The 17,895-nt window shown below is 55.1% G+C and carries 21 protein-coding genes; 4 read left to right on the plus strand and 17 right to left on the minus strand.

Annotation, left to right across the window (positions count from 1 at the left end; genetic code table 11):
- Nucleotides 1–97: 97 nt before the first annotated feature.
- A complete protein-coding gene (locus KIB08_RS03350; protein WP_303989596.1) occupies nt 98–991 on the plus strand; it encodes a fumarylacetoacetate hydrolase family protein in 894 nt (297 codons plus the stop codon).
- A gap of 43 nt (nt 992–1,034) precedes the next feature.
- Here the strand turns inward: KIB08_RS03350 and KIB08_RS03355 are convergent, their stop codons facing one another.
- The gene (locus KIB08_RS03355) at nt 1,035–2,726 is read right to left on the minus strand and encodes an ATP-dependent nuclease (protein ID WP_303989598.1); all 1,692 of its coding nucleotides are present in this window, start codon (nt 2,724–2,726) and stop codon (nt 1,035–1,037) included.
- Between the two features lie 130 nt (nt 2,727–2,856).
- On the opposite strand from KIB08_RS03355, the gene KIB08_RS03360 reads away from it, so the two are divergent.
- Nucleotides 2,857–3,834: a diaminopimelate dehydrogenase gene (locus KIB08_RS03360; protein WP_303989601.1), complete on the plus strand. Its 978-nt coding sequence runs from the start codon at nt 2,857–2,859 to the stop codon at nt 3,832–3,834.
- A 46-nt stretch (nt 3,835–3,880) separates the two neighbouring features.
- On the opposite strand, the gene KIB08_RS03365 is transcribed toward KIB08_RS03360, so the two are convergent.
- Both KIB08_RS03365 and thrC read right to left on the minus strand, forming a co-directional pair.
- Entirely contained in the window at nt 3,881–4,639 is a 759-nt protein-coding gene (locus tag KIB08_RS03365; protein WP_303989604.1) for a TVP38/TMEM64 family protein, read from the minus strand.
- Entirely contained in the window at nt 4,629–6,134 is a 1,506-nt protein-coding gene (gene thrC, locus KIB08_RS03370) for a threonine synthase (RefSeq protein WP_303989606.1), read from the minus strand. Before thrC ends, KIB08_RS03365 begins: the two co-directional genes overlap by 11 nt.
- A gap of 179 nt (nt 6,135–6,313) precedes the next feature.
- Between thrC and KIB08_RS03375 the strand changes: the two genes are divergently transcribed.
- Nucleotides 6,314–6,703, plus strand: coding sequence for a thioesterase family protein (locus KIB08_RS03375; protein WP_303989609.1), 390 nt, complete (start codon nt 6,314–6,316; stop codon nt 6,701–6,703).
- Nucleotides 6,704–6,736: 33 nt separating this feature from the next.
- On the opposite strand, the gene KIB08_RS03380 is transcribed toward KIB08_RS03375, so the two are convergent.
- The 6 genes from KIB08_RS03380 to ispE form a co-directional block, all read right to left on the minus strand.
- Complete coding sequence (locus tag KIB08_RS03380; protein ID WP_303989611.1) at nt 6,737–7,777, minus strand: metallophosphoesterase; 1,041 nt, start codon at nt 7,775–7,777, stop codon at nt 6,737–6,739.
- Between the two features lie 99 nt (nt 7,778–7,876).
- The gene (locus tag KIB08_RS03385; protein WP_303989613.1) at nt 7,877–8,158 is read right to left on the minus strand and encodes an NUDIX domain-containing protein; all 282 of its coding nucleotides are present in this window, start codon (nt 8,156–8,158) and stop codon (nt 7,877–7,879) included.
- Nucleotides 8,110–8,907: an A/G-specific adenine glycosylase gene (locus KIB08_RS03390; RefSeq protein ID WP_303989616.1), complete on the minus strand. Its 798-nt coding sequence runs from the start codon at nt 8,905–8,907 to the stop codon at nt 8,110–8,112. The genes KIB08_RS03385 and KIB08_RS03390 overlap by 49 nt, the downstream gene beginning before the upstream one ends.
- Nucleotides 8,891–9,388, minus strand: coding sequence for an 8-oxo-dGTP diphosphatase (locus KIB08_RS03395; RefSeq protein WP_303989619.1), 498 nt, complete (start codon nt 9,386–9,388; stop codon nt 8,891–8,893). The genes KIB08_RS03390 and KIB08_RS03395 overlap by 17 nt, the downstream gene beginning before the upstream one ends.
- Nucleotides 9,385–10,119 carry a GntR family transcriptional regulator gene (locus KIB08_RS03400; RefSeq protein ID WP_303989621.1) on the minus strand — a complete coding sequence of 245 codons (735 nt, stop codon included), beginning with the start codon at nt 10,117–10,119 and terminating at the stop codon, nt 9,385–9,387. The genes KIB08_RS03395 and KIB08_RS03400 overlap by 4 nt, the downstream gene beginning before the upstream one ends.
- A complete protein-coding gene (gene ispE, locus KIB08_RS03405) occupies nt 10,116–10,970 on the minus strand; it encodes a 4-(cytidine 5'-diphospho)-2-C-methyl-D-erythritol kinase (RefSeq protein WP_303989624.1) in 855 nt (284 codons plus the stop codon). The genes KIB08_RS03400 and ispE overlap by 4 nt, the downstream gene beginning before the upstream one ends.
- A 188-nt stretch (nt 10,971–11,158) precedes the next feature.
- On the opposite strand from ispE, the gene KIB08_RS03410 reads away from it, so the two are divergent.
- Nucleotides 11,159–12,151 carry a YitT family protein gene (locus KIB08_RS03410; RefSeq protein ID WP_303989626.1) on the plus strand — a complete coding sequence of 331 codons (993 nt, stop codon included), beginning with the start codon at nt 11,159–11,161 and terminating at the stop codon, nt 12,149–12,151.
- 43 nt (nt 12,152–12,194) lie between these two features.
- On the opposite strand, the gene KIB08_RS03415 is transcribed toward KIB08_RS03410, so the two are convergent.
- The 8 genes from KIB08_RS03415 to purR all read right to left on the minus strand — a co-directional run bounded on the left by KIB08_RS03415 (nt 12,195) and on the right by purR (nt 17,759).
- Complete coding sequence (locus tag KIB08_RS03415; protein WP_303989630.1) at nt 12,195–12,872, minus strand: dTMP kinase; 678 nt, start codon at nt 12,870–12,872, stop codon at nt 12,195–12,197.
- Complete coding sequence (locus KIB08_RS03420) at nt 12,869–13,210, minus strand: arsenate reductase family protein (RefSeq protein WP_303989632.1); 342 nt, start codon at nt 13,208–13,210, stop codon at nt 12,869–12,871. Before KIB08_RS03420 ends, KIB08_RS03415 begins: the two co-directional genes overlap by 4 nt.
- Nucleotides 13,207–13,671, minus strand: coding sequence for an NUDIX hydrolase (locus tag KIB08_RS03425; protein ID WP_303989635.1), 465 nt, complete (start codon nt 13,669–13,671; stop codon nt 13,207–13,209). The genes KIB08_RS03420 and KIB08_RS03425 overlap by 4 nt, the downstream gene beginning before the upstream one ends.
- Nucleotides 13,672–13,728: 57 nt before the next feature.
- On the minus strand, nt 13,729–13,926 hold the full coding sequence (locus KIB08_RS03430) for a hypothetical protein (protein WP_075939527.1): 198 nt from the start codon (nt 13,924–13,926) through the stop codon (nt 13,729–13,731).
- 84 nt (nt 13,927–14,010) lie between these two features.
- Complete coding sequence (gene pth / locus KIB08_RS03435; protein ID WP_303989641.1) at nt 14,011–14,586, minus strand: aminoacyl-tRNA hydrolase; 576 nt, start codon at nt 14,584–14,586, stop codon at nt 14,011–14,013.
- 9 nt (nt 14,587–14,595) lie between these two features.
- Nucleotides 14,596–15,549 (minus strand): ribose-phosphate diphosphokinase, encoded by a 954-nt coding sequence (locus tag KIB08_RS03440; RefSeq protein WP_303989644.1) that lies wholly within the window; start codon nt 15,547–15,549, stop codon nt 14,596–14,598.
- A 13-nt stretch (nt 15,550–15,562) separates the two neighbouring features.
- Entirely contained in the window at nt 15,563–16,933 is a 1,371-nt protein-coding gene (gene glmU / locus KIB08_RS03445; protein ID WP_303989648.1) for a bifunctional UDP-N-acetylglucosamine diphosphorylase/glucosamine-1-phosphate N-acetyltransferase GlmU, read from the minus strand.
- Entirely contained in the window at nt 16,926–17,759 is an 834-nt protein-coding gene (purR, locus tag KIB08_RS03450) for a pur operon repressor (protein WP_303989651.1), read from the minus strand. Before purR ends, glmU begins: the two co-directional genes overlap by 8 nt.
- Between the last annotated feature and the right edge of the window lie 136 nt (nt 17,760–17,895).

Consider the following 17,895-nt stretch of genomic DNA (forward strand, 5'->3'; position numbering starts at 1 on the left):
GTCTGCCGTTCTTACGTTCTTATATGTATCTTTTATTTTACCACACTCTTTGCCGATCTGCGCCGTGGTATAATCAGCGTACAGAAAGGATGATACTATGTTACGAATTGTGAGCTTTTCCTACCGCGGTTTGCCCGAATGGGGCATCGTGACCGCTGACGGCGCCCACATCTTGCGCGCCGCCGAGTTGGAAGAAGCATTATTCATACCGCTCCCCGCGACCGTCGCCGAATTGGTGGCGAACGGTCCCGAAGGTCTCGTGATTTTACAAAGCGCGCTCACGCAAAAGGAGGAAAATGAAGCGCTCGCGCTGACGCCGCTCGCCTTTGACGAGGTGACTTGGGACGTGCCGCTTCTGCCGATCCGCAATCTGTTTTGCGTCGGCCAAAATTACGCCGCGCACGTCAGCGAATTTTCCGGACAGGACACGCCGCTTCCGTCAGCACCCGTGTATTTTACGAAAGCGACGACGACCGTGTTGCCGCATTTAGCGCCCCTGCCGCGTCATGCCGACGTAACAAAGGCGCTGGATTACGAAGGCGAACTGGCCGTCATCATCGGTCAGACAACGCAACAGGTCGACAGCGCGCAAGCGCTCGATCACGTGTTCGGCTACACGATCGCCTGCGACGTCACCGCGCGCGATTTGCAAAGCGAACGCGGCCAATGGTTCTTGGGTAAAAGTCTTGACGGCAGCTGTCCGCTCGGTCCCGCGATTTTGGTCGGCACGCCGGACGAGCCGTTCCACCTGACCACGAAAGTCAACGGCGAATTGCGCCAAGCGGCGACAACGGATGAAATGCTCTTTTCCGTCGCGCAGCTGATCGCTGATCTTTCGCAGAGCGTCACCCTGCTCCCGGGCGATATTCTTTTAACGGGCACGCCCGCCGGTGTCGGTAAAGGCTTCACGCCGCCGCGCTATTTACAATCGGGCGACACGATCGAAATCACCATTGACGGGATCGGCACGCTGCAAAATACGGTACAATAATTTCCCACGAAAAAAAGCGGCTCACGCCGCTTTTTTATTGCCTTTATTTGGCCAACTCCGCCGCTCGTTCGATCGGATATCGAAACGCGGGCGGGATCAAATCTTCATCCAGATATTGCGCCAGCAAGCGACCGACCAACACCCCTTTATTGCTGTAAAACCACGCGAAATAGTAAAACCGTCGGCCCTCTTCATCGCGTCCCCCGATGCTTTTCAGCTTGCGCGACTGGAACATGCGTTTCGGATCCGGTTTCCATTTACTCACGGCGCGCTTAACCATGTCCTTGTACACGAAATCGTCGCCTTCCGCCAATTCGTGCACCACCTGGTACAACACGTCCCATTTATTTTTCCGTGAGATATGCTCGACGATATCCAACTCCAAACAAATTTCATCCGTAAAGAAAATATTTTCACCGCGCGGCGTCTTCATCTTGACGTCTCTGTCATAGAGCGACACCGTGCCGAGATGAAAGCGCTCGAAAAGCTGCGCGATCTTGACAATCGAGCTTTCGCCGCGCGCGTTGACCAGACAGACACCGAGAAAGTCAAAATGGTAACCGAGCGTTTTGGCGAAACCGGCGAACGCGCCGTACTCCGTCTCCCCTTCCACGATCAACACCGAACGGGCGAATAACGCTTCTTTCACTTCGGGGAAATGCATGATCAGGTGTTTTTCCACCCCCGGCTCGAAGCTGAATTCCGCGCCGTTGGCCGCGCGAACTTCCCCCGTCTTATCACGGTACAAACGTAAAATATAGCGGTAATCGTCAATCAGGCAATCCGTCGAGTTGGTGACGATGAACAGCTGTCCTTCCAGTCCGTCAATGCCGAGAAAACGCTGAAAGAGTTCACACATCAGCGGACTTTCATTCGCCAAAATGCCGCGGTAAAATTCAATCAACGTGCGCTGGCGATACGGGTGCTGATGAATTTCCGGCTCGTCGATACCGATAATGAGCGGCAGATACTTGCGGCCTTTGTCATCGACAATCAAATAATCCCGAAACGGTTCCCGCGGGTCATCATTGAGCATCATCAATTCGCGCAACATCTGAAAGCCCGTCAGCATCAGCATGCGGAACGTATCGTCCGTGTCGCGTTCCGAACCGTCGGACTCCGTCAGATAATCCACCCAGGTATCCAGCGAATCGGACAGACGATCAATCGCCGCGACATCCGCGCCGGAATGTTTCGCCATATCGTGCAGAATCGAACGCAGACGCTCGCCCTCTTCGGCGATGAATTGACCTAAAATATCACGCAGATCGGCGCGCGCCTCTTCACTGAGTTCGTTGCGCTGCATGCCCGTCGGCAAGTGCGTCAGATAGCGCACGGATTGCTTCCAGTCTTCGGGAAGCACCTCATGATGTTCGAGATTGCTCATGGTGAACGTTTCTGCCTCGGGCTCCTGCGACACCTGCAACCGCAACACTCCGTCCGCGTCGTCAAGCGGTTTCCCGTTGATCACCAGCTGGCGCCGATGCTCCATCTGCAAAGCGATAAACACGCGGATCGGTTTATCTTTATCGCGAAAATCGTCCGCGTCAAAACCTTTTTTCTCGTGCAAAGTTTCAAGTATTTTCAAAAAATTGGTCTTGCCGATATTATGCGAGCCGACCAAATAATTTTGCGTGCTGTCAAAAACCATCCGCACGTGGCGAAAGGTACGGTAATTTTCAATTTCCATACTGACGATATGCAAATCCGTCACCTCCCCAACTGTCAATTGCATTATAGCGTATTCCCTATCCGCATGCATAAATAGCCAAAAAGAAATGACACCTCCATTTTGAAAATTTGTTATAATTAAAACTACAACTTTACATGTACATCATGCTTTCATAGGAAAGGATTGAATCATTATGACAACAACCACTATTCGCGTCGGCATCGTCGGCTACGGCAATATCGCGCGCGGTGCGGAAATCGCGTTGCAGTCGGCCGACGACATGGAACTCGTCGCCATTTTTTCCCGCCGTTCCGGCATCACTTCGGCAAGCGGCACGCCGGTCTTCACCATGGATCAGATCCCCTCGTTTCAAGACAAAATCGATGTGATGATCCTCTGCGGCGGCTCCGCCAATGATCTCATGGAACAGGGGCTGGAAATCGGCCGCTACTTCCACGTCATCGACAGCTTCGACACGCACGCCAAGATTGAAGAACATTTCACCGGTATGGATCGCGTCGCCAAAGCGGCGGGCAAGGTAGCGCTCATCTCCATGGGTTGGGATCCTGGTCTCTTCTCGCTGATGCGTCTTTTGGGCGAAGCCGCTTTACCGCATGGTAAAAACTACACCTTCTGGGGCCGCGGCATCAGCCAGGGTCACTCCAACGCGATCCGCCGCATTGCGGGCGTCGCCGATGCCAAACAATACACCGTTCCCAAGGAAGAATACCTCGAACGCGCGCGCAACGGTGAAATGAGCGACTTCACGGCGCAAGAATCGCATTTGCGCGAATGCTACGTCGTTTTGGAAGACGGCGCGGACCAGGCGCGGGTCGAAAACGAAATCCGCCACCTCAAAAATTATTTTGAAGGCTATGAAACGGAAATTCATTTCATTTCGCAGGAAGAACTCGATCGCGACCACGCCGCGATGCCGCACGGCGGCTTCGTTCTGCGCGTCGGCGAAACACAGCCGCAGGAAGCGCAAGTCATGGAATACAACCTGCGCCTGGCGAGCAATCCGAACTTCACCTCCAGCGTCATCGTCGCCTACACGCGCGCGCTGATGCGCATGGCCGCGGAAGGCAAAACCGGCTGCATCACCATCTTCGATGTGCCGCCGGCCTACCTGCTCGCGAAAACTCCGGAAGAAATTCGCCACCTGCTGTAATACGCAAACAAAAAAGAGAACCGCTCGGTTCTCTTTTTTATTGCGTTTATTTTTCCGCGTCGTTCCGCTCGCCTTCTTCTTGCGCTTGGCGCGCGGCGTCCCGCTGATCTTTTTTGCGTTTCCACCACCACAGTCCGCCGTAGACGATTGTGATGCCGGCGATCATCACCATGAGGCGCGTCTGATTTTCCGAGGCGAGAACGACGTCGTGTCCGACGACGACTTCAATCGCGACGGAAGGCAGCTTGCCCAAGGCCGTGCCGATCAGGTAATCGCGATAGCTGATACGGGAAAGCGCGCCGAGCGCCGTCACCAGTCCGTTCGGCGAGTACGGCACGGCGCGAGCGATCAGCATCGCCCACATGGTCGAGTACGAGTCCAGTTTGGTGAGCATTTTATTGTGCTCGATGACGCGTTTCGCCATGTCGCGAAAAATCGTGCGCATCAGCCAAAACGAGATCAGCACGCCCACCGTTTCACCGGCCCAGGAAATCAGAATGCCGAGCCAAATGCCGAAAATAAGTCCGTTGGCGGCCGACAGAAAAATGGAGGGCAAAAAGCCGACAATATTGATGATGACATCGATGAAAAAGCTGACGGCCATCGCCCATACGCCGAAGCCGCGCAGGTATTCCACCGTGCCGTGAAAGTCGCCGACCATGGAAAGGTGCCAGATCGTGCCGTAAAATGTCGGATCCAGAAGATGGATCCCACTCAGGATCGCGAGCAGAAATACGACCAGTCCCCATTTGAGACGGCGCTCTTCCGCTTCGCTCCACTGCGTATGTTGCCTGTTAATTTTCATTATGCTCCGTCATTGCGGCGATCGTCTCGCGCACAACGTTCTGTAAGTCTTCTTTCTCCACGCTCTCATGAAAGCGCGGTTGTTTTTTGCGTAGATGGAAAAACTGAATCGGTAGCGGCAAGCTGGAAATATTGGCGATTTGCCACATGCGATCGAAATCATCGGTCGCGTCTTTGGTGTCGAGTTTCAACGCTTGCGCGACGGTGTCGGGGAATTTATACGGATGCGCCGTGGAAATAATGACCAACAGTCGCCCGTCGCGTTCCTCTTGCAACTGATCGCTCACGCCGACCGCCACTGCCGTGTGCGGGTCCATCAGGTAGCCGTGTTCTTTGTGCATGCGGCCCATGAGGCGAACCGTCTCTTCATCGTCCACCCAGCCGCAGAGGAAATCATCCGCCTTCGCCATGACATCTTGCGGCAATGTAAAGCTACCGTTTGCGCGGAGTTCTTCGAGGTATTTCTCCGTCGCGCGCGCATCGCCGTCCAGCAAGTAGTAAATAAAACGTTCCAAGTTCGACGAAATCAAAATGTCCATCGAGGGCGAATGCGTCGCGTGAAATTCGCGACGGCGATCGTAAGTGCCCGTACGGAAAAAGTCGGTCAAGACATGATTTTCGTTCGATGCGCAAATCAGTTTCGCGATCGGCACGCCCAATCGTTTCGCGAGGTAACCCGCCAAAATATTGCCGAAGTTGCCGGTCGGCACGCACACGTCAAACGCTTCGCCTTTTTTGATCTCGCCCGCTTTGACGAGTTCCGCGTAGGTGCGGATATAGTACACGATCTGCGGCAATAAACGTCCGATATTGATCGAATTGGCGCTGGAAAACGCCACGCCGTGGTCCTTGGCGTAGGCGCGCAGGTCCGGATCTTCAAACGCCGCTTTGACGAATGTCTGCGCGTCGTCAAAATTACCTTCGACGCCGTACACGTGCACGTTTTCTCCCGCTTGGGTCTGCATCTGCCATTTTTGCACGGGGCTGACGCCGTGTTCCGGATAAAACACCACGATTTCCGTTCCCGGCACGTCTTGGAATCCGGCCAACGCGGCTTTGCCCGTGTCGCCGCTGGTCGCGGTCAGGATCAAGGTCGTTTCCGTACGTCCGAGTTTTTCCTTGGCGGCCTGCAGTAAATGAGGAAATAAGGACAACGCCATGTCTTTGAACGCCAGCGTCCGGCCATGGAACAGTTCCGTGAAGTAACGTTTTTCACCGACTTTGCGCACGCGAATAATCCCCGGCATATTGAATGTTCCGTTGTATGCCTTGCGGCATAAAGTCAACAGTTCTTCTTTGTCCCAGTCGGTAAAAAACAACGCCAACACTTCGGCGGCGAGTTCCGCGTATGTCAGATCCGCCGTTGCTTCCCAGTCCTCACGCGGCGCCGGTAAATATTCCGGAACGTACAGTCCCCCATCCGGTGCCAGACCCGAAACAAGAGCTTCCGCGGCGGTAACGGACGGAGCGCGCCCGCGCGTACTGACAAACTTCATGGTATTCATCTCCTTTGGCTTACGCCCAACATGCCCAAACGGCATAACTCGGCCTTATAGCCGCGATTTATATGCATAATTTAGTACCTATTATACCATATGCGCAGATGCGTCAAGCGCGGCGCCCCTGACAAAAAAACCGCGTTTCGGTACAATATAATACACAGAGGAGGGATACCATGTCCATGATCGGTACCAAGGGAAGCTTTACTTGCGTCATTGCCGCCACGGATACGGCCGCGGCCGTCGGCAGCGGCACCGTCGACGTGTGCGCGACGCCCGTCATCGCCGCCGCGATGGAGGCGGCCGCCGTCGCCGCGCTGGCGCCGCACCTGAATGATGACGAAACCACGGTCGGCACGCGCATTTCTCTCACGCATACCGCGCCCAGCGTTGTCGGAATGACGCTGACCGCCTGCGCGGAAATCACGTCGCACACCGGACGGCAGTACGAATTTACCGTGACGGTGCGTGACGAGATCGGCGTCGTCGCTGCGGGCACGCACACGCGCGTCCTGGTGAATACGTCTTGTTTTTTAGCCAACGCCGATGCACGATCGCGCAAGTAAGCAACAAAAAAGATCCTCCGTGGAGGATCTTTTTTAGCGTCCGCGTTTCAGTGTGAAATACGTCACTTCACGATCGCAAAATACACGCAGCGGCATCCATCCGCCCGCGCCGCGACTGACGTAACCGACGCTTGCGCCGCGCGTAAACAGGCCGCGATTGTAGGGATACATCAGCGGAAATGTCTGCCCGGCGAGACCGAATTGCATGCCGTGCGTATGCCCTGCCAGCGTCAGCTCAACATGACGCGTCAAACCTTCTTCCAAAAATTGCGGGTGGTGCGCCAGCAAGATCACAAAAGCATGTTCCGGAATACCCGCCATGGCCTGATCCGTATATTCTTTGGCTTGCGCTTTCAAGTTCTCGCCGCGACCGAACGGAAAATCCACGCCGGCCACGTAGATGGTAGCGCCGTCGCGGGAAAGCGTGGCGTGTTCATTTTTCAAGACGCGAATATCGGATTGCGCAAGGTAGTCCGCGATCAGCGGCTGGTCGCGGAAGTATTCGTGATTGCCCCACACGTAATCGATGCCGAGTCGGAAATTCGGCGCTTTTTCTTTCAACAGTTCCTGCAAGGCCGGAAGTTCCCGCACGTCATCAATCAAGTCGCCGCCTAAAACGATGTAATCCACTTCATCTCGTTCCGCCTGTTCCAAGATCTCCGCCAGATCACTGACATGGTAGTACGGCCCGATGTGCAAATCGGTAATGAGCGCGATTTTAGTCCCATCAAATTGATACGGCAAACTCGTGTAGCGCAATTCTTTCGTTTCATAGTCCAAATGTTCGCTACCGTAAAGACCCGCGCCGATCATAACGACAGCGCCGATCATAATGAACGCACTAAGCGTCGCCCAAAGTCCCCTTTTTCCGCCGAGTAATGAAATGATACGCACAATGAGCAGCGGCACCGCCGCGGCGATCTGCCAGATCAGCCAGGAGACGCTGAGCAATGCCAGAAAACGACCGAGCGCGCCGGCGAAGGTGGTCAAATATAAATCCGCGTAAAAAAAGTAGTAGGCGGCTGCCAGCCACGAGATGCTTAGAAAGCTGCCGAAAAGCGTGTACCGATTCATCCTCCACAGAGCCGCCAGACACGCGGAATTTATAAAAGACACGATAAAAGAAATTGTCAATAAAGCCAGTAAAATAAAGTTTGCTCGAGCCATTTTTAATTACCGATCCCGATCTAAAATATATGTCGCCAACTTGGCATGCGGCCCCGCCATAGGAAGCGTTACAAATTCGTCCGGCCGCACCCAGCGAAAATCCCCCGCTAACGTTGACGGCGGCGTCGCGCGGTACGCGCGTAATTCCCAAATACGATGCGAAAACACATGCTTATGCCGCCAAAACCATTGCTTGGACTGCGGCGGATACTGCGCGAACAGTTCCTCTTTCGCGGCCGTCAATGTCCGCGCCAACTGTTGCGGAAACTGCCACATGCCGGCGAGCATGCCTTCTTCCGGTCGCCGTTCCAATAAAAACGCACCGTCGCGAGCGACCACGGCGACGGCGGCATACCATTTTTGTTGCTGCGTTTTTTTCGACGTACGGGCAAGGTGTCCGTCTGCCCAGTCTGATAGGCCACGCACTCCTCGCGCAAAGGGCACTGACCGCACCGCGGCGCTCGCGGAATACAGACCAGCGCGCCGAAATCCATCAACGCTTCGTTAAATGCCTGCGGCCGATCCGCGGGCAATGCTTCCGCGACAAGTTTCGTCACTTCACGATGCACGGGCGCGTCCAAAATATTATCCGTGATGCCGTACAGTCGGGCGAATACGCGCAGGACATTGCCGTCAACCGCCGGTTCCGGTTTGTTAAAAGCGAGCGAGCGGATCGCTCCCATCACGTACGGACCGACGCCGGGCAACGCCAGCAGTTCGTCACGCCCGGACGGAATTTCGCCGTCGTATCGCGCTTGGACTTCCTGCATCGCCTGCTGCAAAAGACGAGCGCGCCGGTAATAGCCGAGCCCTTGCCAAGCATGCAGAACGTCTTCCGTAGAAGCCTGCGCCACCGTCTCCGGCGTCGGAAATTTCTCCAGCCAGTTCGTGTAGTAGGCTCGCACCGCCTCCACGCGCGTCTGCTGCAACATAATTTCCGATACCCAAGTGCGGTACGGCGTTCGCTCTTCCCGCCAGGGAAGCTCCCGACCGTTGACTTTGAACCAGTCCAGCAGTTTTTCAACCCAGGTCGTCACGTAAACTCTCCCGCTCGACTTCGCGCAATTCAAACGCGATGATTTCTTCCTGATCCTCGGCGAATAAAATCATGCCTTTAATCGCATGCCCCGCGAAAAGCTGCGGTAGCCAGAGATGGTCTCCCGACCACATCTCTTCATAAGGCACGGCGTTCGGATAAAACCACTCCGGCTCCATTTCTTCCGTCGGTTTTGGCATCCCTTCGTAAAGCTCCGCGATATAAATCGTCGCCGGATGATTGAGTTCCGGATGGTCTTCAAAACGAAATAGCAAATGCCCCGTCAATACGAGATGTTCCGGGTGGACAATGAGCCCCGATTCTTCCTGCAGTTCACGCGCCGCCGCTTGGCGCAGACTTTCTCCCGAGCGCACTTTACCGCCGAAACCGTTCCATTTGTCGACGCCGAAACCGCGGCGTTTTTTGCCTAAAAGAACGGCCCCGTCATCGCGCCGTACAAACACCAACGTTGTCGGTTTCATCGCTTACGGCCTCCGGCATGCTGCGAAAGAAACGCGGCCACCGATTTATCTTCCGCGATGCCTTTCAGCAAGGTTTGCTCCGAATTTTCCATATGCCGTACCGCGATTTTGCGGGCGCGCGTCGCGTTGTGTTCGGCGATGGCTTCGACCAAATCGCGATGCTCCTGCCATGTATCCTGCAACCGCCCCGGATAATGCAGCGATACGGAGCGGAAACGCGTCAACATTTCCCGTAAGTTATTGATGATTTCGATCAGGCGATTATTGCGGCTGGCCGTATACAGAATTTGATGAAATTTAATATCCGTCTCGATAATACGGTCAATTTCCCCGTTCTCGATGTAATCGCCGATTTCCACGAGCAGGCGTTCGAGCTCTTCGAGTTCTTCCTCCGTGATGCGTTCCGCCGCCAAACCGGCTGCGAGTTCTTCGAGCGCCGTGCGGATTTCAAACACTTGGGAAATATCTTTCAGCGAAATGTCCGCGACATAGGTGCCGCGCCGCGGAATCATCACCACAAAACCTTCCGCTTCCAGTTCGCGCACCGCTTCGCGAATCGGCGTGCGCGAAACGCCGAGTTCATCCGCCAGCTGTAATTCCATCAGGCGCTCACCGGGTTGTAAAGTACCGTTTTGAATGGCTGTGCGCAATGTTTCCGCGACGAGTTCACGCAACGGGCGATACGCGTCCAAGTGGATCGGCGCCAACCGTTCATGCGTTCGTTTTTTCATCGATAACCGCCCCTCGTTTTAACTTGATAACTGCGCCAACCGCGCTGTTCCCGTTCGATTTGCCGCATCACGAAATACGCTTCGCGAGCCGTCGGCACCACCACGAAAAAGGCCGCGCCGGAGCCTGTCAGTGAATACGGGTAGCGCAGATCGCGCAAAAATTTTGAAAGCTCCTGTAACTTCGGTTCCGTCGGCGCAAGCAGCGCCAAAAAATCATTGCCCAAACGTCGCCATACCATCTCTGGCCGTTGTCCCAATGCCGCGACCACGCCAGTCACATCGACTGTTCCCGCGAACGGCGTCGTATCGTAACGCGCGTACGCCTGCGCGCTTGCCACGCTGAGCGGCGGCATGACAATGACCAGGTTCGTTTCGGGCAACTCCGGCAACGGCGTCAGCACATCGCCTTTTTCTCTGCCGCGGGCGCAACCGCCGAAAACGCAAAACGGCACGTCACTCCCGAGTTGCCCCGCCAGCCATAACAGTTCCGCGTCCGTCAAACCGAGTTGCCAAAATCGGTTCAGACCGCGCAACACGGCGGCCGCGTCGCTGGAACCGCCGCCGAGACCGCTGCCCGCCGGAATCCGTTTATTGAGTTGAATCGCCACGCCTCGCCGTTGGCCGACATAACGGCGCACCAGCTGCGCCGCTTCCCATGCCAAATTGCCGGCGCCCAAGGGTAACGATAAATCATTGCAACGAAAAATCAGTTCATCGGCCGGACTGAAAAAAACGGAATCGCTTAACGTGATGGAATGCATCACGGTATCAATATTGTGGTAGCCGTCCACGCGCCGGCCGGTAATGGCAAGCGCCAAATTAATTTTCGCGGGTGCCAATTCTTCCTGCATACAGTCACCTGCCTCTAGCAAAAATCAATCGAATCGTATAAGATGATCTATAAGATATAGGTGTTTCCGGCGCCGTCCGAAAAGGGAGTTGCCGGTAAGTAAATGGTATTTTTTCGATACATCCGTTTCCTATTCAGTATACTCGAATTTAGCGGCGCTTACAATGAGAACGCGCTGAAAGGGGCTTTATGCGCTCATTTCTACACACGCTTTTGATGGTCGCTGTCGGCTGCTTTATTTACGCGGTCGGTTTAAATATGTTTTATATTCCGCACAATTTACTTTCGGGCGGGATCACCGGCGTGGCGGTCACCATTTACTACCTGACCGGCATTTCCTTCGGTATCGCGAACTTGGTCATCAATATCCCGATGATTATTCTGTCGGTGTTGTATCTCGGCAAACGCTTTACTACCATTACGATCTACGGGACGGTCATGATGTCGGTCGCCGTCGATCTGCTCGCGCCGCTCGCGCGAACGATGTACATTCATGAGTCCGTGTTGTCCGCGGTCTTCGGCGGCGTCCTGATCGGCGTCGGCTCGGGTCTGATGTATCGCTACGACGGCAACTCCGGCGGACTGGATGTCGTCGCGGCCATTGTGAAGAAAAAATATTCGCTGGAAATGGGCAGCGTTATCTTCGCCCTTAACGCCTGCATTATGGCGGCGGGCGCGATCATCTTCAACCTGGAGCTCGCGGTCCTGACGCTGGCGGGCATGTACACGCAATCGCTCGTCACCAATAAAGTGGTCATCGGTTTGAACCAACGCAAAACCGCCTATATTGTTTCCGAGCACGCCGATGAAATCGCCGACGCGATCATTCGCGAAGTCGGCCGCGGCGTAACGATTCTCTACGGCGAAGGCGCGTTTACCAAAGGAATGCGCAAAGTCATCTTTGTCGTCATCAATTTGACGCAGATCGCGAAAATCAAAAAGTTGCTTGACGAGATCGATCCGCACGCGTTCATGTTCATTACGCCGACGGCGGATGTCATGGGGCGCGGCTTTACCTCGCCGAAAACGCCTATCATTCCGCAGGAAGCGCAGTACTACCATGATGAATTCGGTCGACTGATCCGCAAGAAAACGCTGTTCCCCACCGAAAAACATCGGGTGCAGATCGCACCGCAAGCGGACAACGACAAAGAGTCGGAGCAAGCGATATCGAAAGAATAAAAATAAAAAAGAATCCCGCTCGGGATTCTTTTTTATTGCTCATTTAACGTTTTCCCGTCACGTACGCCAGTACCTTGGCGTGTATTTCTTCCACCGTCAACAGACGGTCGCCGTCCGTGCAGCGGATCCGCACCCAGCCGTAATGCGGCGCCAAAAGATCGTAGGCGGCATAGCAGCGCGCCAAATATTCACGATCCGCTTCGTGGATGTCGGTCGCTTGCGCGTCCTGATCTTTATTTTGCGCGCGCGCCGCCAATAACTTCTCGGAAACGTCACGCGGAATATCGAGCAAAATGACGAGGTCGGGACGCGGCAATGCAAGCGTGCCGTATTCAAACGCGTCCAGCCATTGCAAAAATTCGCGTTTTTCTTTCGTGCTGCGCAACTTGGTCATCTGATGCACCATGTTGGACGTCACGTAACGATCGGCGACTACCGTGCCACCCGCTTCATAAAACGCGCCCCAGTCGCTTTTATACGACGCGTAACGGTCGACCGCGTACAAGGTGGAGGCCGCGTACGGGCTCACATCATCCGGATGCGCGCCGAATGCACCGGCCAGGTACATGCGCACCGGCCCCGCCGCCGGACTCTCATAGTTCGGAAAGGTGACGCTTTTGACCTGCTCGCCGCGCGCCGCCAGCGCTTCTTTTAACAGCGTCGCCTGCGTGGCTTTCCCGCTGCCGTCAGCGCCTTCGAAAACAATCAAACGTCCTTTCATTTCGCTTCCTCCCGCGCCATTTCCTGCCAACGCTCGGGAGCCATGCCGCTCGCGGCCTGCGTTTTCGTGCGGACAATGGGAAGCTCCAAAACCAGCGGTTCTCGCAACGCGAGTGCCAGCGGATCAAAACTCTCGCCCGGACGCACCGCGGCGCGAAAGGCTTTCCCTTCCCGATCCAGCGGCAAGGTTTTCAGGCGACTGCGAATATTTTCCAGCTCGCTGCGGCTGAGTCCTTTTTCCGTCAGATCCCGCCATTGAAACGCGATGCGCCGTTCCTTAAAAAAGCGTAGCGCGTGTTGCGTGGCGCGATTCTTTTTCGTACCGATAATTTGAATCATTTGTTTTCTCCCACCAGTTCCTGCGCCAGTTTCGCCGCCTGCGCCAATTGCGCCGGTCGAATTTGCGCGAGCGCCTTGCGCAACGACGCGTGCAAAGGATACTCGGCGAGCTCTTCCGGAAGCACCCAACGGTACGCCAAATGTTCAAAGGAAAGAGTCACCTTCTCCGTATCGGAACGGCAAATAAACATGACTCCGGTCAACGGCCGCACAGGATGCCGACGAAAATTCCACAGGCCGACCGGTCCTAAAATATGCACGGTAAGACCGGTTTCCTCTTTGACTTCCCGCCGTAACGCCGCCGCGAAATCTTCGCCGAACTCCAATCCGCCGCCGGGAAATTCCCATGGATGACGGCCGGGACGATCCTTTTTTTGTAAAATTAAAATTCGTCCGCGGTGCCAAATGATCGCCTTAACGGACATGCCCATCGTCCGTTGGCGAGGCTGTTTTCGCTGCATGATTCTCCTTGTAAAAAAACGTCCATGCCGTTCGGCATAGACGTTTCAGGTTACCTGTTACTTGCTATAGTTAGCGACATAATCGGTTCCCAGTCGCACATATTGTTCGAGTACATTCGCCACGCGACGCAACGCCGCGCGATTCAATTGATGTAACGTTCGACCATGAGTGACGGACCGAATGAGCTCGCTGATTTCAAACCCGGTGTAACCGAGTACCGCCAACTGACTTGTCAGGGTATTAATCTTGCTCATGTTCCTACCTCCTTCATGCTTTCGCTACATATGTTCCTTTATGTAGTGGAGATAGTATAACCCAAAATAAGAACAGTTGTCAATTCAGCGCGCGCGTTTGAGCGGGTTGAAACGATTCATCGCCAGATCCATGCCGAGCGTGCAGATGCCGACTGCCGCCTCAGCCGCCTGTTGAACCCCTTCCGCCAGCGCCGCCGCGTCATCTTCCTGCGGACGCGCCAGCACATGATCAATGACGGTCCAGCCGGGTTGCGGCCGACCGATACCGATGCGAACATGCGGAAATTGATCGGTGCCCAAATGCGCAATCACCGATTTCATGCCATTGTGTCCGCCGGCGGACCCTTTGACCCGCAGTCGCAACTGACCGACGGGCAAATCCATATCATCATAAATCACAACTACATCTGCCGGTGAAAGCTTGTAATAGCGCATGAGCGGGCCGACCGCGTCGCCGCTCAAATTCATAAACGTTTGCGGCATGACCAGCATCACCTTTTCACCGTCGACGTTAATCGTCGCGGTATGCGCCTGATGCTCCTCTTTCCAACGCGTCACGCCGTATTTTTCAGCAATCGCCGCGACCGCCATGAAACCGGCGTTATGACGCGTACCGGCGTACTTGCTGCCGGGATTTCCCAAGCCTACAATCAACTGCAAAACAAACCTCTATTTATCAAACAGTTTGCTGACGGAAACATTGTGGAAAATCCGCATGATCGCTTCGCCCAAGAGCGGCGCGACCGAAAGTTGCGTGATATTCGGCAGTTGTTTTTCCGCCGCAACCGGAATCGTATTCGTAATCATAAGTTCTTTAATATTCGACGCCGCCAGACGCTCCGTCGCCGGATCGGTCAGTACCGGATGCGTACAGGCCGCGCGTACGGATTTCGCGCCGAAACGCTGCAATGCTTTCGCGCCTTCCACCAAGGATCCCGCGGTATCGACGATATCATCGACGATAATACAGTTTTTGCCTTCGACGGAACCGATCAGGTTCATGACTTCGGCCACGCCCGGACGCGGACGCCGTTTTTCAATGATCGCAATCGGCGCGCCGACGCGGTCCGCCAAGTCGCGGGCGCGAGTGACGCCGCCTAAGTCGGGCGAAACAATCATCAAATCAGGAATGTCCTGTTTACGGATGTGTTTCGCTAAAATCGAAGCGGCCTTCAAGTGGTCCACAGGAATATCGAAGAATCCCTGAATTTGACCCGCGTGCAGATCAATCGTGACAAGACGGGTAATGCCGGAACGCTGCATGAGATCCGCCACGAGTTTCGCGGTGATCGGTTCACGGCCGCGCGTTTTGCGATCCTGGCGCGCATAACCGTAGTAGGGAACGACCGCGGTGATGTGACGAGCCGAGGCGCGTCGTAACGCGTCCGCCATGATGAACAGTTCCATCAGGTTATCATTGGCGGGCGTACCCGTCGGTTGAATCAGGAAGACATCCGTCCCCCGCACGCTTTCATCAATCATGACCTGGATTTCACCGTTATTGAACCGACCGCAGAATGCTTTGCCGACCGGAATGCCGATATAGTCCGCGACCTCCTGGGCCAATTCCGGATGTGCCGTTCCGGTGAATAACTTCAGTTGTTTTCCTGTTTCGACTGACATGGTGTGATCTCCTTTATTTTGTTTCTTCCGCTTTCTTTACCCAATCTTCTTTGACAAATTGCCGAGCGCGCGCTACGGCGAGCGCCTTTTCCGGAACGTCCTTGGTAATCGTCGAACCCGCGCCGATATACGCGTCGCGGCCGATGACAACCGGCGCTACCAGATTGCTGTTGCAGCCGACGAACGCTCCGTCTTTAATCGTCGTGCGATACTTCTTGTGACCGTCGTAATTCACGGTAATGGTACCGCAGCCGATGTTGACCCCGCCGCCGATATCGCTGTCGCCGAGATAACTCAGATGCGGCAATTTGGTGCCTTCGCCGACGGTGCTGTTTTTCACTTCGACGAAGTTGCCGACTTTGACATGATCCGCGATCCGCGTATGCGGCCGCAAATGAACATACGGGCCGATCTCGCAACCGCTGCCGACGCTCGCTTCATGCGCGTACGTGCGATGCAAGTGCGAGTCGTCGCCGACCGTCGTGCGATCGAGTTCCGTATCCGGACCGATATGGCAACCGCTGCCGACAACCGTGCCGCGGCGCAAAATCGTTCCCGGCTCGAGAATCGTATCTTGGCCGACACGAACGTCTGCATCCACATAGGTGCGCGCCGGATCGATCAGCGTCACGCCCTGCGCCATCAGTTCCGCGTTTTTGCGCTGCCGCAAAATCGCTTCCGCCTGCGCCAATTGCGCGCGTGAATTCACGCCGAGCGTTTCATCGCTGTCCGCGCAGGTCGCCGCCGTCACTATTTCGCCGGCGCTGACCAGAAAATCAATGACATCGGTCAAATAGTATTCGCCTTGCGCGTTGTCATTGGTAATCCGCTGCAACTGCGGCCACAGCTTGCGGGCGTCAAAGCAGTACGTGCCGGTATTGACTTCCGCGACTTTTTTCTCTTCCGGCGACGCGTCCTTTTCTTCGACAATTTTGAGCACGTTCTGCGCCGCATCGCGAATAATCCGGCCGTACCCCGTCGGATCGGCGAACGTCGTCGTCAAAATCGTCGCCGCCGCCTGCTGTCTGGCATGCGTCGCGATCAGCTCCCGCAACGTTTCGGCGCGCAAAAGCGGTGTATCACCGCAGATGACGAGCACCGTTTCCGCGTCTTGTAACGCCGCTTGCGCGAGCATGAGAGCATGGCCCGTTCCCAACTGTTCGGCTTGCTCAACGTAATGATACGCCGAACCGAGACGCTCGGCAACCCGGTCGCCGCCGAAACCGACAATTACTACCGCGTCGTCTGCTCCCGCCGCCTTCGCGCTCCGCAATACATGGGACACCATCGGTACGCCGCCGACTTCGTGCAACACTTTCGGTTGCCGCGATTTCATGCGCGTGCCTTTGCCTGCGGCCAAAACCGTCGCCACAAGTTTACTCATTCATTTCCTCCTCCGGTTCCAACTGAGGGCGAATTCTGACATGCCGTTCCACTTCATCGACGCCTTCCAGCACCAGTAAAGGCATATAGTCGCCGGTCATTTTCTCCCGCGGCTCCGCGGTGGCGACCAATACGCCGACCCCGACCGTCTGTGAACCCGATTCGTAGACAAGCTCTTTCATACCTTTCGCGGTGCCGCCGGCCTTCATGAAATCATCGATGATCAACACCCGTTGATTCGGCGCGAGCGCCCGCTTGGTAAGCGACATCGTCTGAATTCGTTTGGTGGAACCCGAAACGTAGTTAATGCTGATTGCCGATCCTTCCGTCACGCGGCTGTCGCGCCGCGCGATGACCAGCGGTTTGTTAAATGCCCGCGCCACCATCATGGCCGGCAGGATCCCTTTTGTCTCCACTGTCATAATGCAGTCCGGATGCGTGGCGGCAAAGCGGGTCATGAAAATTTCCCCCACTGCCGACATCCATTGCCAGTCGTACAAAATATCCGACATGTACAAAAATCCGCCCGCGATAATCCGATCGCCGCTTTCGAGTTTCGCCGCCATGGTTTCCAATACCTGATTGGCGGCGCGCCCCTTCCGATACGGGATGTAACGCACCCCGCCGGCCGCGCCGAAAACGGTCTCCAGCGATCCCAGCCGATACGCGTCAAAAGCGCGGCGTACCGACAGCAGATCTTCGCTCAATGTCGATTTGGCAATGCCGAAATAATCGCAAAAAAAAGACAAAGGGATCAGCTCATGCGGACGGTCCGCCAACATTTTAGTCAGCGCCGCCATACGTTCGACACGTCGAAGTTTTGGCATGAGATCACCTCTCTTCTGTAAGTATAGAATAGCATACTCATCACTAATTTTCATCAAAAAGTAGAATGAATTTATATTTTTTTCGCAAAGTATTCGCACAATTACGAACGTTCGCTTAATTTCGCTCATTGAGAAG

The organism is Negativicoccus succinicivorans, assembly GCF_018372215.1.
Lineage (GTDB): Bacteria > Bacillota > Negativicutes > Veillonellales > Negativicoccaceae > Negativicoccus.

Excerpts from the sequence above, each read along its gene's own strand:
- KIB08_RS03350 (WP_303989596.1), top strand. The coding sequence starts at position 98 with ATGTTACGAATTGTGAGCTTTTCCTACCGCGGTTTGCCCGAATGGGGC.
- KIB08_RS03355 (WP_303989598.1), bottom strand. The coding sequence starts at position 2,726 with ATGCAATTGACAGTTGGGGAGGTGACGGATTTGCATATCGTCAGTATG.
- KIB08_RS03360 (WP_303989601.1), top strand. The coding sequence starts at position 2,857 with ATGACAACAACCACTATTCGCGTCGGCATCGTCGGCTACGGCAATATC.
- KIB08_RS03365 (WP_303989604.1), bottom strand. The coding sequence starts at position 4,639 with ATGAAAATTAACAGGCAACATACGCAGTGGAGCGAAGCGGAAGAGCGC.
- thrC (WP_303989606.1), bottom strand. The coding sequence starts at position 6,134 with ATGAAGTTTGTCAGTACGCGCGGGCGCGCTCCGTCCGTTACCGCCGCG.
- KIB08_RS03375 (WP_303989609.1), top strand. The coding sequence starts at position 6,314 with ATGTCCATGATCGGTACCAAGGGAAGCTTTACTTGCGTCATTGCCGCC.
- KIB08_RS03380 (WP_303989611.1), bottom strand. The coding sequence starts at position 7,777 with ATGAATCGGTACACGCTTTTCGGCAGCTTTCTAAGCATCTCGTGGCTG.
- KIB08_RS03385 (WP_303989613.1), bottom strand. The coding sequence starts at position 8,158 with ATGCTCGCCGGCATGTGGCAGTTTCCGCAACAGTTGGCGCGGACATTG.
- KIB08_RS03395 (WP_303989619.1), bottom strand. The coding sequence starts at position 9,388 with ATGAAACCGACAACGTTGGTGTTTGTACGGCGCGATGACGGGGCCGTT.
- KIB08_RS03400 (WP_303989621.1), bottom strand. The coding sequence starts at position 10,119 with ATGAAAAAACGAACGCATGAACGGTTGGCGCCGATCCACTTGGACGCG.
- ispE (WP_303989624.1), bottom strand. The coding sequence starts at position 10,970 with ATGCAGGAAGAATTGGCACCCGCGAAAATTAATTTGGCGCTTGCCATT.
- KIB08_RS03410 (WP_303989626.1), top strand. The coding sequence starts at position 11,159 with ATGCGCTCATTTCTACACACGCTTTTGATGGTCGCTGTCGGCTGCTTT.
- KIB08_RS03415 (WP_303989630.1), bottom strand. The coding sequence starts at position 12,872 with ATGAAAGGACGTTTGATTGTTTTCGAAGGCGCTGACGGCAGCGGGAAA.
- KIB08_RS03420 (WP_303989632.1), bottom strand. The coding sequence starts at position 13,210 with ATGATTCAAATTATCGGTACGAAAAAGAATCGCGCCACGCAACACGCG.
- KIB08_RS03425 (WP_303989635.1), bottom strand. The coding sequence starts at position 13,671 with ATGCAGCGAAAACAGCCTCGCCAACGGACGATGGGCATGTCCGTTAAG.
- KIB08_RS03430 (WP_075939527.1), bottom strand. The coding sequence starts at position 13,926 with ATGAGCAAGATTAATACCCTGACAAGTCAGTTGGCGGTACTCGGTTAC.
- KIB08_RS03440 (WP_303989644.1), bottom strand. The coding sequence starts at position 15,549 with ATGTCAGTCGAAACAGGAAAACAACTGAAGTTATTCACCGGAACGGCA.
- glmU (WP_303989648.1), bottom strand. The coding sequence starts at position 16,933 with ATGAGTAAACTTGTGGCGACGGTTTTGGCCGCAGGCAAAGGCACGCGC.
- purR (WP_303989651.1), bottom strand. The coding sequence starts at position 17,759 with ATGCCAAAACTTCGACGTGTCGAACGTATGGCGGCGCTGACTAAAATG.